This window comes from Campylobacter concisus, from assembly GCF_002913745.1.
GTDB lineage: Bacteria > Campylobacterota > Campylobacteria > Campylobacterales > Campylobacteraceae > Campylobacter_A > Campylobacter_A concisus_R.
The window spans coordinates 1-16,405 of sequence record NZ_PPCG01000033.1 but is presented as its reverse complement, the minus strand read 5'-3'; the positions used below and the strand labels follow the sequence as shown (position 1 = coordinate 16,405).

Below are 16,405 nucleotides of genomic sequence, written 5' to 3'. Positions count from 1 at the left end.
TGCAAATCTTAGCAAAAATCGCCTTAAACTAAGGCTTTGCCCTTAAGCCTTGCATAAATTTCATTTCTCTTGTTAAGCTCCTCGTCGCTTCCACTATCAATGATCTTGCCATCACTCAAAACTGCGATCTTATCGGCATTTTCAACCGTGCTTAAGCGGTGGGCGATGACTAAGATGATCTTTTTGCTTCTTAGATTATTTATCGCTTTTGTGATCTCTTTTTCGCTCTCGTTATCAAGCGCTGAAGTAGCCTCGTCAAAGATGAGGATTTGTGGATTTTGATAAAGCGCTCTAGCTATGGCGATGCGCTGTCTTTGACCACCTGAGAGGTTGGTGCCAAATTCATTTAAGATAGTGTTTATGCCGTTATCTAGCTTGCTTACAAACTCATAGGCATTGGCTAGTTTTAGTGCGTTTATTACGGCATCTTCGTTAAATTCTCTTCCGTAAGCGACATTTTTAGCAACCGTGTCGTTAAAGATATAGACACGCTGGGTTACAAGCCCGATATTTTGGCGAAGTGAGTGAATTTTGATATCTTTTAAATTTGTGCCGTTTATCAAAATTTCTCCGCCATTTACGTCGTAAAATCTCATAAGCAAATTCATAAGCGAGCTTTTTCCGCCACCACTTGAGCCAACAAGGGCTATAAATTCTGACTTATTTGCCTCTAAATTTATCCCTTTTAGGACCTCTTTGTCGCCGTAGCTTAGGCGGACATCGTTAAATTTGATCAAATTTATCTCTTCGTTTAGCTCTTTTTGGCCATCTTTTATCTGGCTTACCTTATCCATCAAGAAAAACGTTCTCTCGCTTGCTGCGATGGCATCTTGCATCTTGTTGTAGATATTTACGATGCGTTTTAGCGGGGTGTAGAGCATGAAAAGCGCTGTTAAAAATGAAAAGAATGCGCCCATATTTATATGCCCGTCGATGACGTCTTTGCCGCCTATGATGATGACTGCTGCTACGCCTATCGAGCCTATGGTCTCCATTAGCGGGCTTACTAGTTGCTCGATCTTGACGCTTTTTAAATTTAGCCTAAAAAATTTGTTGTTTTCATCAACAAAGCGTGAATGCTCGTATTCTTGGGCATTATTTGCTTTGATTATCTCGATATTTGTAAAAATTTCACTAAGCGCAGAGGTGATGTCGGATGTTTTTTCTTGTGACTGCTTTGAAATTTTCTTCATCCTTTTAGCAAGGCGCGAGATCGGATAGATCGCCACTGGCATGACGACAAGGGCGAAAAACGCCAGCTTTGGACTTTGATAGATGACGACGCAAAGAAGTCCTATAATGGTGACTGACTCTCTTGTTAGCTCAGGTATGATGCTTGAGACTATCGATCTTATGCGGTCGATGTCGTTTGTCGTTCTGCTGATTAGTTCGCCGGTTCTAAATTCATTGAAAAAATCCATATCTAAATTTAAAAGGTTTGCAACCATCTTTTCGCGAAATTTTCTAATCGTATCTTGCCCGATATATGCCGTAAAATAGGCCTGCATAAAGGTTCCGATGTTTTTTATAACGTAGATCGCGATGATGGCGCAAGGCAAGATGTAGAGCAGTTTTTCGTTTTTCTCAACGAAAATTTTATTTAGCACAGGCTCCACTAGATAGGCACTTACTGCCGTTCCGCCACTTGCAAGCCCCATGCCGATGATGGCAAAGATGAAGTGTGGGATGTAGTCTTTAAAATATGGACCAAAGCGCTTTAGCACATCTTTTAAGCCAAAATTATTCATTATTTCTCTCCCAAACTGCGCCATTTGGTGTGTCCATGATAGAGATATTCATTTTTGCTAGCTCATCTCTTATCTCATCAGCCCTTGCAAAATTTCTCTCTTTTTTAGCTACCGCGCGCTCATCAAGAAGTTTTTGGATATGCTCTTTTTGCTCGTCACTTACACCAAACTGAAAATACTCCACATAGTTTGTGATAGCAATGCCTAAAATTTCGCCTATTAACTCTAAATTTGCCACCACTTCGGCCTTATATGCTTTATCTTTTGGATTATTATCAAGTCTTTCATTTGCCGTTTTTACAAACTCATCGACGCTTGCAAGCGCTTTTGAAGCGTTTAGATCATCACTTAGCGCCTCAAGTAGCTCATTTTTAAAGCTCTCATTTGCCATGCCAGCTTGCACGCCATCAACTCTTTTTTTGAGGCGGTAAATTTTATCAAGCCTCTTTTTTGAAGCCACTAAGTCTTCATCTGAATAATTAAAATGAGCCCTATAATGGCTTGTAAGCAGATAAAATCTAAGCACCTCACCATGAACGTTTTTTAGGGCGTCTTTTACAAAAAAGCTATTATTTAGGCTCTTGCTCATCTTTTCGTTATTTACTTTTATAAAGCCGTTATGCATCCAGTATTTACTCAAATTTTTATGATAGGCGCATCTGCACTGACTTGCCTCATTTTCGTGGTGCGGAAAGAGCAGGTCGATGCCACCAGCGTGGATGTCGATCTCAAATTTATCATTTTCTTTGTCGCTTAAAAACTCTCTTATCATCGCTACGCACTCGGTGTGCCAGCCAGGGCGACCCTTGCCAAACGGACTCTCGTACCATTTCTCGTCAAATTTCCAAAGCACGAAGTCTTTTTCATCTCTTTTCTCGCTAAAACTTGCCACGCGCGCGATAAGATCGGTGTTATTATCCTTACCGCTGATACTAAAATAGCCACTATCCTTACTCGTATCAAAGTAAATTCCATCGCTCGTCTTATATGCCACACCTCTATCCATAAGCACCTTGATGTAGCTAATGATCGCCTCCAAGCACTGCGTAGCCTTTGGTTTAAAGTCTGGATCAAGCACGTTTAAAGCGTCCATGTCGCTCTCGTAGTGCGCTATATATTTGTTTGTGATCTCCTCTAGGCTTTGACCGGTCTGCGCCATTTTGTTTAAAATTTTATCATCGATATCGGTGTAGTTTCTTGCAAATTTGACCTTGTAGCCAAGCGCTTTTAAGACCCTTCTTAAAAGATCAAAGCTAACGGCTGACTTTGCATGTCCCAAATGCGCGTCGTCATAGACCGTTGGACCGCACAGATAGATGCTAACTTCACCATCTTTAATAGGGCTAAACTCAACCTTTTCTCTTTTAGAAGTATCAAAAATTCGCATTAAATATATCCTTTAAAAATGTTAAACCAAAATAAAGCAAAACCGCCAAAAGTGCGATAGCGGCTATAAATTTAGGCTCGATTATAGCTAAAAATCGCTTAGCTCCAAAGGCTCTTATATATAAAATAAGCTGTAAAAATCCCCCGAGCGAGCTTGCAAATGCAAGGCCAGCAGCTCCAAATTTCTGCATCAAAATGACAGCTAGGATCAAATTTATCATAAGGCAGATGATAGAAATTTTGGCCGCCTCTTTTTGCTTCATATTTGCATAAAGCCAAAGTGAGAAAATTTTAGCCAGTCCAAATGGCGTAAGCCCCACCAAATAAGCACTTAGCACTTTGGCGCATTCAATGGTGTTTGCCCTTACAAAATTCCCTCTCTCAAACAAGAGCCAGATGATAAACTCGCTTAGCACGACGCCTGTGATCGTGGCTGCTAGCAGGGCGCAAAGTAGCAGGTAAAAGCTCTTTTTTGTCCAAACTAGGGCATTTGCCTCATCTTTTTGCTTTAAAAGTCTAGTGATCTTTGGAAAGAGTGCCTGAGAGAGTGCGATCGCAAAGATGGCAAGCGGGAGCTGAAAAATTCTATTTGCATAAAAAAGATAGCTTATCGAGCCACTTACCAAAAAACTAGCCAGCCAAGTGTCCATAAATGCGCTTATCTGCATCGCACTTGAGCCAAGTAAGCCGTGGTAGAAATTTATAAAAAAGCCTTTGCTCTGCGCTCTTTTGCCCTTAAAATATCCGCTTAGACCGCCCCAGAAAATTTTATTTAAGGCGTTAAATTTCATAGCGATTAGATGCACTAAAACCTGCAAGATGCCGCCTGCAACGACGCCAAAGCTAAAATAAAGTGCGACCACGCTCTCGCTCTTGCCACGAGCCAAAAGTAGTGAAGCGATCATGGCTAAATTTAGTAGCGCAGTAGAAAACGCAGTTGTGGCAAAGTGCCCCTTATACTGAAGCAACGCACCCATGAAAGTGACGATATAGACAAGGGCTAGATAGTAGAAATTTATACGCACAAGTGGCACTGCGTCTGTGATATTTTGCTCGCTCAAGCCGCTTGCGATGATCTTTATAAAGTAGGGCGTAAATAAATTTACAAGAAGCGTCAAAATGCCTATAAAAAGTAGAAATTTGATGAAAATTTCAGCTTGAAAGATCGCTTTTTTCTTGCTATTTGCAAAATTTGGCAAAAATGCCTGTGTAAAGGCACCCTCGCCAAAGATACGGCGAAATAAATTTGGTATCTTAAATGCTATGAAAAAGAGGTCGCTAAATATGCCAGCGCCAAGGATAGAAGCCGTTAAAAGATCTCTTATAAGCCCTAAAATCCTTGAAGTCATGATGCCAACTGAGTTTGAAAAAAAGCCTTTTATAAACATCGCCCACCTAGTAAATTTAAAACGCAATAGTAACAAAAGATGCTTTAAAGCTTACATAACCCAAATTTAATAAAGTTTTAGAGATAATAAGAGCCAAAATTTTATGTGAAATGGATCAAATTTGAGCGAGAACGTGCAAGAAAACGAGAGATTTTTACCGCCAACGCAAATTCAAACTTCAACACCTTATCTATCGCTTAAAGAGCTAAGCAAACAATATAGCGTGCCGGTAGAATTTATAGATTACAAACTCTCAAATATTTTAACTTACTACAAAAATAAAGACAACGTCGAGCCAGTTTTTGTCCCTGAAGAAAATTTAAGCTTTTTTGATGACAACACATTTTATCTTGACGAGACGCTAGAGATCGAGCAGGTCTATGACGTGGAGTTTTTTGACGTGAGGCTAAATGCCACGTCAAAGCTACCAAAGATCGATATCGGCGTAAATTCAACCATCACAAAGGTCATCGCAAAGGTTAGAGCGAGCAAAGAGTGCGAATACGAGCAACACTACGAAGACAAGCTTTATGAATACATCGCAAAGCAGCTTATGAAGGCTCAAATTTTAATAGGCATAAGGATCGGCAAGCTAAAAGAGGAGCTAAAACAAATCGCCTCAATAATTCACGTAAAAGGCGAGCTTGACAAGGACTATACGCTAAATTTAACCCAGGGCATCAACCCTAAAAAAGCGATCGACGCAAAGATCATATACTATTATAAAGATAAGCTTGATGGGTTAAAAGACGAGGATAAGGTTGATTACGCCGATAGGGGCTTTGTCTTTGGCGTGGCAAAAGATGAGCTTATCATGGAGGAGAAAAAGTCTCACGAAGGGGCAAATGGACGCGACGTGAGAGGCAAACTTATAGAGGTGCCAAAGCCAAAAGAGGATACTGAAAAAGAGATAAGCATAAGCGAAAATATCGAGCGCGTGGAAAATGATGAGAGTGTAAAATATTTCGCTAAAAAATCAGGCTACGTGGTCGAGAAAAACGGCTCTTTTAATATAGAAGAGCGCATAGAGATAAATGAAGCAAATTTTAAAACGACTGGCTCTATCCAAGCAGGCACCGACACAAATGTCACTTTGGTAGTTCGTGAGACTGACACGATCAAAGACGCTATCGGCACTGGCATCATCGTGGAGGCTGATGAGATCGAGGTAAAAGGAAACGTCGGCGCAAATGCGATGGTCAAGGCAAACGATGTAAATATCGGCGGTCAAACTCACCAAAAGGCTAAAATTTACGCCAAACACGCCAAAATTTCTATCCACATCGGCAAGGTGGAGGCTGAAAGCGTCGAGATAGATAGGCTTGAAGGTGGCACTGTCATAGCAAAAAGAGTAAAAATTAATAGCGTAGTTGGTGGCTCTATAACAGCTCAAAATATCCAGATAGACACGCTTGGCTCAAACTGCACCATCACAGCCTCGCACCTAATCGACGTTAGATATCTAAGAGGCACTGATAATAAATTTATCATTGACGCCAGCAAGATGCCAGAAAGTGCGGAGGCTACGCAAGATCAGCTAAGCAAGATAGAGAGCACCAAGCTTGAACTCTCAACACTTCTTAAAAATATAGAGAGCAAGAAAAATGTCATCAACGAGAACAAAGACTCGATCTATACGATAAAAGCTAAGATCGAGGAGCTCTCAAAAGCCAAGGTGATACCGCCAGTGACATTTATGAAAAAGCTAAAAGAGTATCAAGGGCTAGTTAATGAGTACAACACCTTGCTTAGGATATTTAAAGAGAAAAAGGAGCTTTTGGCTGATCTAAAAGATGAGCTTGAGATCATGCAAAATGGCATATTCTCAGCCAAAGTGATAAACAGAGGCAACTGGATCGAGCTAAATGAGATAAGATTTGTCATAGTCGATCCTCCGCAAAATGTCACCTACGTCTCAAAACAAAACGAGACCGCTCACGTCATCACGCTAGATAAATTTGATAACGGCGGCGAGATCGAATACAAGATCAAAAAGTCAAACAAACTTGAAGACTACGCGGATATAAATTTCATGGAACAAAAGGTTAAATGATGATAAAAGCAATCGAAGGCGTCGTTACAAAAAAAGAGCCTGCATTTGCCATACTTAAGACAAATAGCGGCGTAAGTTATGGGATTTTCATCTCGCTTTTTTGCTCAGCAAAACTTAGTAAAGGAGAAAAGGCCGAGCTCGCCATAACGCAGATCATAAGAGAGGATGCAAATTTACTCTACGGCTTTTTAGACGCAAACGAGCAAAAGATGTTTGAGATGCTCATCAAGCTAAATGGCATAGGCGCTAGCACAGCGATGGCGGTTTGCTCAAGCCTTAGCTCGCAAGCATTTACAAACGCCATAATAAGCGGCGACGCTGACACTTTTAAAAGCGTGCCAGGCATCGGACCAAAGACGGCTAGGCGCATAATAGCCGAGCTAAGTGATGCTAAGCTTATAAGCGATGAGAGCGTGCCAAGCTACCAAAATGAGGCGCTTTTGGCACTTGAGGCGCTTGGCTTTAAGCGTGAGAAGATAGTGAAAATTTTGCCTGATTGTAAGAGTGAAAACACGAGCGATCTTATAAAAGAGGCACTTAAAAAACTAGGATAAGGATAAAAAAGATGAATTTAGGCGTGATATTTGGGGCAAAGAGTTTTGAGCATGAGATAAGCATAGTAAGCGCGATAGTTTTAAAAAACGTCCTAAAACAGGAGCTAAAATTTATATTTTGCGATGCAAATAGGGACTTTTACCTGATCGAGCAAAAAGATATGAGGGCAAATTTCTTTAGCTCTGGCAAATATAAAAACTCAAAGAAGCTATCTTTAGCAAAGGGTGGCTTTTACACGCACTCGCTTTTTGGCGCAAACAAAGTTGAATGCGATGTCATTATAAATTTGATCCACGGCATGGACGGCGAAGATGGCAAGATAGCGGCACTTTTTGACTTTTACGGAGTCAAATACATAGGTCCAAGGCTTGAAGCAAGCGCACTTAGCTATAACAAAGAGCTTACTAAATTTCTAGCGCAAAAGGCTGGTGTAAAGGCGCTTGACTATGAGACGCTAACTCGTCAAAGCGAGCCAAATTTTCACTATCCTATTATATTAAAGCCAGCAAGGCTAGGCAGCAGCATTGGCGTGAGCGTCGTGCATGATGATAGCGAGCTTGCCTACGCAAAAGACGTGGCGTTTGAATTTGACAAAGATGTTTTGGTAGAGCCATTTATAAAAGGCGTCAAAGAGTACAACTTAGCTGGCTGCAGGATCGATGGAAAGATCAAATTTTCTATCATCGAAGAGCCAAAAAAGAAAGAATTTCTTGACTACGAGCAAAAGTATCTTAGTTTTTCAAACGAAAACAAGGTAAAAGAGGCGGAAATTTCAGAAGAGCTAAAGCAAAAGCTTAAATTTAACTTTTCTAAAATTTATGATTGTGGATTTGACGGAGCGATCATTAGATGCGACTTTTTCGTGATAGATGACGAGGTCTATCTAAATGAGATCAATCCAAACCCAGGCAGCCTTGCAAACTATCTGTTTGAGGACTTTGAAAGCACGCTAAATGCCCTTGCAAACTCACTTCCAAAAGAGCGTGATATAAAGATTGATTATAAATTTATAAACTCGATCACTTCGGTAAAAGGTAGCAGCAAGCTCTAGTTTATTTAGCGATATATAAAGTAGTTTGTGATATTTTACGTAAAATTTTACATAAAGAGTGAAAATGGTAACTTTTACAAAAGATGAAATTTATACAGCAACCGAGGTGGTTAGAAATTTTAGCTCAGTGCTTTCACGCGTGGGAGCTAGCGAGCTAAAGCGCGCTGTCATCGTTAAAAACAATAAATTTGAAGCAGTCCTTTTAAATATGGAGGAGTATGAGCGCCTTTGCGAGGCAGTAAGCGTGCTTGAGAGCATTTACGCTGCTAAAAAGAGAGAAAACGATGGCGAGTAGGGCAGTCGAATACGGCTCAGACGAGTACGAGATCAGCTACGAAGTAGTAAATCCAAAATGCAAAAAAATAGTGCTCTTCTTGCACGGCTGGGGTGCAAATAAAGAGATAATGAAAAAGGCCTTTGGGCACTATCTAAATGACTTTTGCCACGTCTATATCGACATGCCAGGCTTTGGCAAAAGCTCCATTTTTAAGCCTTTAAGAACAAGTGACTACGCAAAGATCGTTGCAAATTTTTGCGCTGAGCTTGGCATAAAACCAGACATTATCGCAGGGCATAGCTTTGGCGGCAAGGTCGCAACACTTCTAAAACCACCATATCTAGTGCTTTTAAGCTCAGCTGGTATAGTCGTCAAAAAGTCATTTATCGTGCGAGCAAAGATAGCAATTTTTAAAATTTTAAAGATATTTGGCTTTGGTAAATTTTACAAACTCTTTGCCACAAAAGATGTGAGCGGCATGAGCAGAGTGATGTATGAAACCCTAAAAAATGTCGTTGATGAGGATTTTACAAAGCATTTTGCTGACTTTGGGGGCAGGGCTTTTATATTTTGGGGTGAAAATGACAAGGCAACGCCTGTAACAAGCGGCGAGAGCATAGATAGACTTATCAAAAATAGCTCATTTTTCCCGCTTAGTGGCGATCATTTTTTCTTTTTGCTTCACGCTAAATTTATAAGCGACGAGATAGAAAAAGGGATAAATTTTGAGCCAAATGAGGCAAAAAATGTCGTGCTAGATGACGATGAGAGCGGGATCGAGGAGATAAGATGAGTATATTTTTAAGCATAAGCACAGTTTTATTTATCTTTGCGCTTGCTTTTTATGTGATCACTTGCTTTCAGTGGTTTTCATATAGGCCTGAGCGCGTGCTCTTTCACTTCACAAAGCCCGCTTGGCACGTCTTTTTCTTCATCGTGCCGTTGGTGCTATTTTACACGACTGGCAAGTGGTTTTTTATCTATTTTTACTTTGCGCTTTTGCCAGCTCTTTATCTTTGGCATAAAAAACTTGATAAAAAGCTAGTCTTTACTGGCAGGATCAAGCACTTTTTTGCCATCCTTGCTTGCGCTATCATCTTAAACTACGCTTTAAATTTCATCATCCACAAGGCGTTTTTGGCTCCTATGCCACTTTTTGTCTTGGTTGTGAGCCTATTTTTTAGTGAAATTTTAGAAAAGATCAAATTTCAAGGCTTTAAAAACAATGCGCTTAAAAAACTTGGCGCAAACAAAGAGCTAAAGATCATCCTAATCACCGCAAGCTACGGCAAAACGAGTATCAAAAATTTCTTATTTGAAATTTTAAAAGATAGCTTTGCCTGCTATAAAACGCCTCGCAGCGTAAATACAATGGCTGGCATCATCAAAGATATCAACGAAAACTTAAGCGAGCAAACGCAAATTTACATCGCTGAAGCAGGCGCTAGACTAAAGGGCGACATCCTAGAGATCACTAAATTTCTAAATCCACAAATAGTCATCGTAGGCGAGATCGGCGCTCAGCACATTGAATACTTTAAAACGCTTGATAACATCCGCGCGACAAAGCTCGAGGCGTTGCAAAGCGCTCGCTTGCAAAGGGCATTTTTACATAGCTCGACAAAAAAAGAGCCAAGCCAAAATTTAGAAATTTACGATGAGAACCTAAAAGATATAAACGCAAATTTAGATGGAATTTCATTTACGCTTGATGGCAAAAACTATGCTTCGTCGCTACTTGGCAAATTTAACGCTACAAATTTAGCCGTTTGCATCAAGGTGGCAAGATATCTAAAAATGAGCGATGAAGCGATAAATGGTGCGCTATCTAAGATGAAAAACGTCGAGCACCGCCTAAGCAAGATCGAGGCTGGCGGCAAGCTGATAATAGACGATAGCTTTAATGGAAATTTCTCAGGCATGAGCGCAAGCTACGAGCTAGTGAGCACCTACGCTGGTAGAAAAGTACTGCTTACACCTGGTATCGTCGAGAGCGATGCAGAGCAAAATGCAAATTTAGCCAAAGTGATAAATGAAATTTTTGACCTCGTCATCATCACAAGCTCGCTAAACGCCCAAACTCTGCTAAAACATATCGTAAAGCCAAAGATCATCATCCTAAAGGACAAGAACAAAATGCAAGAAATTTTAGCCCAAAACACGCGTGCTGGCGATCTTATACTATTTTCAAACGACGCACCGAGTTTTATATGAAAAAGATAGTTTTTTTAGCTCTAATCTTAAGCTTAGCCTCAGGCTTTGACATCGATGACTATGACAGGGGCAATGAGGCTAGAAGCGCCGGAGACTACGCAACTGCGTATGAAATTTTTTACGATGGTTGCGAGCAAAAAGACGTGCTTTCGTGTGAGGCTTTGGGCGATATGTTTGTAAATGAAGAGATAAACGAGCAGATGGATAGTGATCTAAAAAAGCACTCAAATATCGAGCTTGGCGTGAGTTATTTTATGAAAAGCTGCGACCTTGGCTATCAAAACGCCTGCGATGACGTCATAAGCCTAAAGGACGATCTAAATATCACCTTGCCATCTGGCGTATACGAAAACGCTAAGGCTAGATATGACGAGCTTTTTGAAGAGTTTAAAGAGCAAGAGGCGAATAAAACGATTGAAGAAGAGGAGCCAAAGGCTAAAAAATAGTCAAATTTGACTTTGCAAGCAGGCTAAATTTTCTCATCAAATTTCAAAATTAAAACCCTAGTATTTTGCTACCTTTACGAAGGTGGCTCATTTAAAAGAGTTGTAAAGACAAGCCGTATCTTGCGTTATAAAACTACGCACTTTTTATATAAGCAGGGTTAAATTTATAGCGCAAGGCAAAGTAGTATTTAGGCTTGCTTCGCCTGTGGATTTTAAATTTTTCTAAATTTTGCTTTCTCACGGCTCTACTGGTTAGAACGATAGGTAATCATCAAATAGTTGCGACAACACCCAAGATACCAACTATAAAATTATTTGTCCAGATTAGTCTAAAGGCATTTTGCAGATCTTTGGTGGTGGCGTTTGTAACTGCGTCAAGTGTCGCACTAATTATGAAAACAAAAAGGGCGGCGTGAGCTAGAAAAATGGCTAGTTTTAGCGCTCCAAGCCAAATTTGCTTTGTTGTAAAGTTGAGAGTGTATAGGCATTTGCCTTTGGATTGCTTGGGCTTTAAGCTAAATTTGTCTCCTATCATAAAGCGATTTATGTCAAGCGCACCAAAGATGAAGCTCCCCACCCAAAAGACAAAGTAAATTTAAGATCGCTATCTTTTTTACGCTAGCTCATCAAGTCTTTTATCTTCAAATTTCTAGCATTTTTAGCAGAGCAAAGCTTGTCTTGCAAAGACGAAACGATAGAATTTATGTTTTTCTCGCTATTAATGAATAAATTTTGATCTAAATTTAAGCTAGTTTGCCAGATCCTCAGCAACTTTGGCGGCTAGTTTTAGCTTGTCACTATCAAAGTGCGTGTAAATTCGCGAGGTATTTAGGCTCGCATGCCCAAGGGCTTCTTGCACTAGCACGAGGTCTTTTTGCTTTTTATAAAGCATAGTTGCAAAGGTGTGGCGCAGCATGTGAGCGCCGTTTTTCTCTTTTCTGATGCCAGCTTTAAACAAAATTTGCTCCACGATACGGCTAACATAAGCCTGCGTGAGCCTTGTGCCTTTTTTATTTATAAAAAGATAGCCCTCTTTGTTTATGTAGTTTATAGCGATTGCGTTTAGATGAGCTTCGATTAGGTGGCGCTTTATCATTACGATGCGGTATTTGTTGCCTTTGCCACGGATCCTAATGATAAAAAGATCGCCATCTTCAGTAATATCTTTTCTCTTTAAATTTAGCGCCTCGCTCACACGAATCCCGGTAAAGATAATGACTTTGATGATGAGCTTGTTGCGGTTTGAGTTTTGCTTAAAGTCGCTTTCCTCGATCGCTTCAAGAAATTTCTTGACCTCCTCCTCGCCCATAAACTCAGGTAGCTTTTGCCCTTTATTGCCACTAACGCCGCCCCAGTTTTTTAAATTTATATCAAAAACATGAGCCTTGCCGTCCTCTTCGTTTTGTTTGTCTAAAAAGGCAAAGAAATTTATCACTGAAATTCTGTAGTTTTTCTTGCTCGCATCGCTTAGTCCGCCAGTGGTGCTTGCTAGAATTTCACTTAATAGCTCTTCATCAATCTGCTTTAGGCTGCTAAGCTCATAAAATTTCATCGTCTCATATATCTTTTTAAGCGGGTTAAAGTAGGTATTTATACCAGTTAGCCCTGCATTTCTTGCGCTTTTTACCAGCCCATCAAGCTGCTCTATGTTTTTTATCTCGCGGCTTAGGGCGAAATTTACACTTGCAAGTGCCTTTGGATCTCTTAGCTCCTTGTTTGAAAGCGAGCTAAGTTTAAATTTGACATATCTTGTTAGCCAAAATATAAATGAGCTTTCAAAACTATCTTTGCAGTCAAGTGGAAATTTCATGCTTAAAACGTTCTCTCTTTTATCACTCTGGCTGTCTCTATGGCGATCTCTAGCTCTTCGTTGGTTGGGATGATGAGAGTTTTTATCTTAGCACCTTCTTCATCTATGCACCTCTCGCCTCTCGCGTCAGAGAAATTTAGCTCGTGGTTGATGTGGATGCCAAGATGTTTTAGATCATCACAAATTTTTTGCCTTGTATTTGGCGCATTTTCGCCGATACCGCCAGTAAATATGAGCGCATCAACACGCCCTAAAATAGCGTAGTATGAGCCGATATACTTTTTCACTCGGTAGCAAAACATCTCAAACGCAAGCTTTGCGCGCTCGTCGTTTTGCATCCTGGCTACGACCTCTCTCATGTCGCTTGAGCCACAAATTCCAAAAAGTCCGCTCTTTTTGTTTAAGAAGTTATCGATCTCGTTCCACTTTAAAACGCCGATATTTAGCAGATATATAACCACGGCTGGGTCCATATCGCCGCTTCTTGTACCCATTATGAGCCCTTCAAGCGGGCTAAGACCCATCGAAGTGTCGATACTTTTGCCATTTTGCACAGCACAAGCTGACGCGCCGTTGCCTAGATGAAGCGAGATAGCGTTAAATTTATCAAACTCTATGCCAAGCATTTTTGCTGCTTGCTTGCAAACATATCTGTGTGAAGTGCCGTGAAAGCCGTATTTTCTGATGTGATGGGTCTTGCAAACGTCGTAGGGTAGGGCGTAGCGGTAGGCGTACTCTGGCATGCTTTGATGAAATACAGTGTCAAAAACGACCACGTGAGGCACGTTTTTGCTCTCTTTCATCGCGTTTTTGATGCCAGCAAGGTGCCCTGGGTTGTGAAGTGGGGCAAGAGGGCTTATCTCCTCGATCTTTTTGATGACGCTCTCATCAACGATCATCGAGCTAAAAAAGCTCTCTCCGCCATGAACTATCCTGTGTCCGATGCCGTCAAGCTCGCTTAGATCGTGCAGCGTATGCGAGGTGGTAAAGAGTTCGTTCATCGCCTCAAGTCCGTCGTGGTGGTCTTTTATGAAGCGTTTTATCTCATAAACTTCGCCATTTGCCTTTAACACCGCCCTTGAGCTAGAGCTACCGATCTGCTCGACTAGACCGCTTGCTAGGCTTGTTTTTGTCTGCATTTCAAAAAGTTGAAATTTTATCGAGCTGCTACCTGAGTTTAAAACTAAAATTCTCATATCACTCTCCTGCTTGTATCGCACTTATTAAGATGGTATTTACGACGTCCTCGACGAGGCAGCCGCGGCTTAGGTCATTTACTGGTTTTTTTAGCCCTTGAAGTATCGGACCCACTGCTAGGGCGTTTGCGCTTCGCTGAACTGCCTTGTAGCAGATGTTTCCGCAGTTTAAATTTGGAAATATAAATACATTTGCCTGCCCAGCGACATCGGAATTTGGCATCTTTTTGCTAGCCACGCTTAGATCAACCGCCGCGTCAAACTGAATTGGTGCTGCGATCTTTAAATTCACATCAAGCTCGCTTGCCTTTTTGGCAGCCTCTTTTACAAACTCCACGTCAGCCCCGCTACCACTATCAGCAGTTGAGTAGCTTAGCATGGCGATCTTTGGGCTAAGTCCAAAGGCACTTGCCGTTTGAGCGCTACTTAGCGTGATGCTAGCTAGCTCATCGCTGCTTGGATTTGGCGTGACGGCGCAGTCTGCAAAGAGTAAAATCTCTTCTTCAAGCGCCATGAAAAATGCCCCGCTTACCACGCTTACATTTGGCTTTGTTTTTATGATCTGAAGGGCTGGGCGGATCGTATCAGCCGTGCTCATCGTAGCGCCACTTACCAAAGCATCAGCTATGCCTTCATGAATTAGCATCGTGGCAAAGTAAATTTTATCTTTTGCAAGTGCGTTTGCCTTGGCTTCATCCACGCCTTTATGTTTTCTAAGCTCATAAATTTTCTTTGCAAATTCGTCTGTTAGCTCGTTTTGCGCAAAGTTTAGCACTTTGGCTTTGCTTAAATTTAGCCCCAAAGTGGCTGCCTTTTTTGAAATTTCACTCTCAAGTCCAAGCAAGATGATATTTGCCGCACCTTTTTCTAGCACGATGTGAGCTGCTTTTAAAATTCTCTCGTCATCACTTTCAGGCAAAACGACTGTTTTGTTTGCCGCTTTGGCTCTTTTTAGAAGCAAGCTTTGAAATTTAAATGGTGTGATGATATCTGCTTTGTAGCTCAAAATTTCATCAAAATTATCGGTGATTAGAAGCTTTGAGTTTGGATTTAGTGCTTTTAGCTCGCTTGCATTTTCATCAAAGACTGGCGTGTTTAAATTTCTAGCTAGCTTTAAATTTAGCTCGCTTTTGCCAAAGACACTAAAGCTCTCACAGCCAAGGACTATGACAAAGTCGCTTTTGGCTTTTAGCTCTTCAAATTTATCAATAAATTTTAGAAAAAATTCTTTTTCATTTGAATTTATTAAGTTATTTTTATCGTTTTCATCTGGGATTATCTTAAAAATCTCAACTTTTTTGAATTTTGTAGCTATAATTTCTTGCAGATGTGCTAAATTTTTGTCTGTAAAAACGTAACAACTTTTCATTTGCGACCTTTTTAGGAACTTAAATTGCTTAATTTTAGCACAAAGATACTTATTTTAAGGCATTTTTTATGAATCATAAAACGATTTGGCTCGTCTTATCTGCGGGCATTATTTGCACTGGCTGCACACCAAGTGCTGATCCTCATATCAATATGAAACCCCCGGTTTATGTCGAGCAACTCCCTTCAAAAGATAGTGGAACCGGACAAAGCAACGCTGGCAGCCTCTTTGGAAAGGGCGAAAATCCTCTTTTTTCAGATAGAAAAGCGATGAATGTAAATGACATCGTGACTATCGTCATCTCAGAAAATGCAAGCCAAACTTCAACTGGTAGCAAAAGTACCAACAAAGATAGCACCATCTCGCTTGGTGGCGGTGTTTTCACAGCTGGGGCTGCACCGCTTTCAACTGTGGCTGATAATCTAAACAAATACGGCGATATCAGCTTTAAAGCAGGTGGTGGCAATAAATTTACAGGAAGTGGCACGAGCAATAGAAGCGAGAAATTTACCGCAACCATTTCAGCTAGGATCATAAAAATACTAAATAACGGCAATTACTTCATAGAAGGTAGCCGCGAGCTACTTATAAATGGCGAAAAGCAGATCATGCAAGTAAGTGGTGTTATCAGACCTTACGACATCTCACAAAATAACGAAATCGACTCAAAATATATAGCTGACGCTAAAATTTTGTATAAAACTGAGGGCGAGCTAGACAAATCTACCAAAAAACCTTGGGGCACAAGGCTTATGGAGGCTATCTGGCCATTTTAATGCAACTTTAAAAGCCTAAATTTCATCCATTTGGGCTTTTAAAAATTCATATCTCAAAAATTTCTCTCGCCTTAAATATGCTAAATTTTTAAAAATCATTAAAAATTATAGTTGATATTTACTTTCAGAATAATAT

At 40.6% G+C, this 16,405-nt stretch carries 16 protein-coding genes; 8 read left to right on the top strand and 8 right to left on the bottom strand.

Features of this window, described 5'->3' with window-relative positions; translation table 11 throughout:
- Positions 1-23: 23 nt before the first annotated feature.
- From CYO90_RS04475 to murJ, 3 genes are read right to left on the bottom strand one after another with little or no spacing between them, the layout of a single operon-like run.
- On the bottom strand, positions 24-1,748 hold the full coding sequence (locus CYO90_RS04475; RefSeq protein ID WP_103578611.1) for an ABC transporter ATP-binding protein: 1,725 nt from the start codon (positions 1,746-1,748) through the stop codon (positions 24-26).
- Positions 1,741-3,135 (bottom strand): cysteine--tRNA ligase, encoded by a 1,395-nt coding sequence (gene cysS / locus CYO90_RS04470; protein ID WP_103578610.1) that lies wholly within the window; start codon positions 3,133-3,135, stop codon positions 1,741-1,743. The genes CYO90_RS04475 and cysS overlap by 8 nt, the downstream gene beginning before the upstream one ends.
- Positions 3,122-4,522: a murein biosynthesis integral membrane protein MurJ gene (gene murJ / locus CYO90_RS04465; protein ID WP_103578609.1), complete on the bottom strand. Its 1,401-nt coding sequence runs from the start codon at positions 4,520-4,522 to the stop codon at positions 3,122-3,124. The genes cysS and murJ overlap by 14 nt, the downstream gene beginning before the upstream one ends.
- A 121-nt stretch (positions 4,523-4,643) precedes the next feature.
- Between murJ and CYO90_RS04460 the strand changes: the two genes are divergently transcribed.
- The 7 genes from CYO90_RS04460 to CYO90_RS04430 all read left to right on the top strand — a co-directional run bounded on the left by CYO90_RS04460 (position 4,644) and on the right by CYO90_RS04430 (position 11,118).
- Positions 4,644-6,575: a flagellar assembly protein A gene (locus CYO90_RS04460; RefSeq protein ID WP_103578608.1), complete on the top strand. Its 1,932-nt coding sequence runs from the start codon at positions 4,644-4,646 to the stop codon at positions 6,573-6,575.
- Positions 6,575-7,129 (top strand): Holliday junction branch migration protein RuvA, encoded by a 555-nt coding sequence (gene ruvA / locus CYO90_RS04455; RefSeq protein ID WP_021087610.1) that lies wholly within the window; start codon positions 6,575-6,577, stop codon positions 7,127-7,129. The genes CYO90_RS04460 and ruvA overlap by 1 nt, the downstream gene beginning before the upstream one ends.
- 11 nt (positions 7,130-7,140) lie before the next feature.
- On the top strand, positions 7,141-8,181 hold the full coding sequence (locus CYO90_RS04450; protein WP_103578607.1) for a D-alanine--D-alanine ligase: 1,041 nt from the start codon (positions 7,141-7,143) through the stop codon (positions 8,179-8,181).
- Between the two features lie 64 nt (positions 8,182-8,245).
- The gene (locus CYO90_RS04445) at positions 8,246-8,476 is read left to right on the top strand and encodes a type II toxin-antitoxin system Phd/YefM family antitoxin (RefSeq protein ID WP_002942153.1); all 231 of its coding nucleotides are present in this window, start codon (positions 8,246-8,248) and stop codon (positions 8,474-8,476) included.
- Positions 8,466-9,251, top strand: a complete 786-nt coding sequence (locus CYO90_RS04440; protein ID WP_103578606.1) for an alpha/beta fold hydrolase — start codon at positions 8,466-8,468, stop codon at positions 9,249-9,251. The genes CYO90_RS04445 and CYO90_RS04440 overlap by 11 nt, the downstream gene beginning before the upstream one ends.
- Positions 9,248-10,672, top strand: coding sequence for a UDP-N-acetylmuramoyl-tripeptide--D-alanyl-D-alanine ligase (locus tag CYO90_RS04435; RefSeq protein WP_103578605.1), 1,425 nt, complete (start codon positions 9,248-9,250; stop codon positions 10,670-10,672). The genes CYO90_RS04440 and CYO90_RS04435 overlap by 4 nt, the downstream gene beginning before the upstream one ends.
- Positions 10,669-11,118, top strand: a complete 450-nt coding sequence (locus CYO90_RS04430) for a hypothetical protein (protein ID WP_103578604.1) — start codon at positions 10,669-10,671, stop codon at positions 11,116-11,118. Before CYO90_RS04435 ends, CYO90_RS04430 begins: the two co-directional genes overlap by 4 nt.
- Positions 11,119-11,389: 271 nt before the next feature.
- On the opposite strand, the gene CYO90_RS04425 is transcribed toward CYO90_RS04430, so the two are convergent.
- The 5 genes from CYO90_RS04425 to pta form a co-directional block, all read right to left on the bottom strand.
- A complete protein-coding gene (locus CYO90_RS04425; RefSeq protein ID WP_141090537.1) occupies positions 11,390-11,653 on the bottom strand; it encodes a hypothetical protein in 264 nt (87 codons plus the stop codon).
- Positions 11,654-11,736: 83 nt separating this feature from the next.
- Positions 11,737-11,889, bottom strand: coding sequence for a hypothetical protein (locus tag CYO90_RS10205; RefSeq protein ID WP_181000209.1), 153 nt, complete (start codon positions 11,887-11,889; stop codon positions 11,737-11,739).
- Positions 11,867-12,928 (bottom strand): tyrosine-type recombinase/integrase, encoded by a 1,062-nt coding sequence (locus CYO90_RS04420; RefSeq protein ID WP_103578602.1) that lies wholly within the window; start codon positions 12,926-12,928, stop codon positions 11,867-11,869. The genes CYO90_RS10205 and CYO90_RS04420 overlap by 23 nt, the downstream gene beginning before the upstream one ends.
- A gap of 2 nt (positions 12,929-12,930) precedes the next feature.
- Positions 12,931-14,124, bottom strand: a complete 1,194-nt coding sequence (locus CYO90_RS04415) for an acetate kinase (RefSeq protein WP_103578601.1) — start codon at positions 14,122-14,124, stop codon at positions 12,931-12,933.
- 1 nt (position 14,125) lies between these two features.
- Positions 14,126-15,493 carry a phosphate acetyltransferase gene (pta, locus tag CYO90_RS04410; RefSeq protein WP_103578600.1) on the bottom strand — a complete coding sequence of 456 codons (1,368 nt, stop codon included), beginning with the start codon at positions 15,491-15,493 and terminating at the stop codon, positions 14,126-14,128.
- Between the two features lie 68 nt (positions 15,494-15,561).
- Between pta and flgH the strand changes: the two genes are divergently transcribed.
- Complete coding sequence (flgH, locus tag CYO90_RS04405) at positions 15,562-16,269, top strand: flagellar basal body L-ring protein FlgH (RefSeq protein ID WP_103578599.1); 708 nt, start codon at positions 15,562-15,564, stop codon at positions 16,267-16,269.
- Positions 16,270-16,405 lie beyond the last annotated feature (136 nt).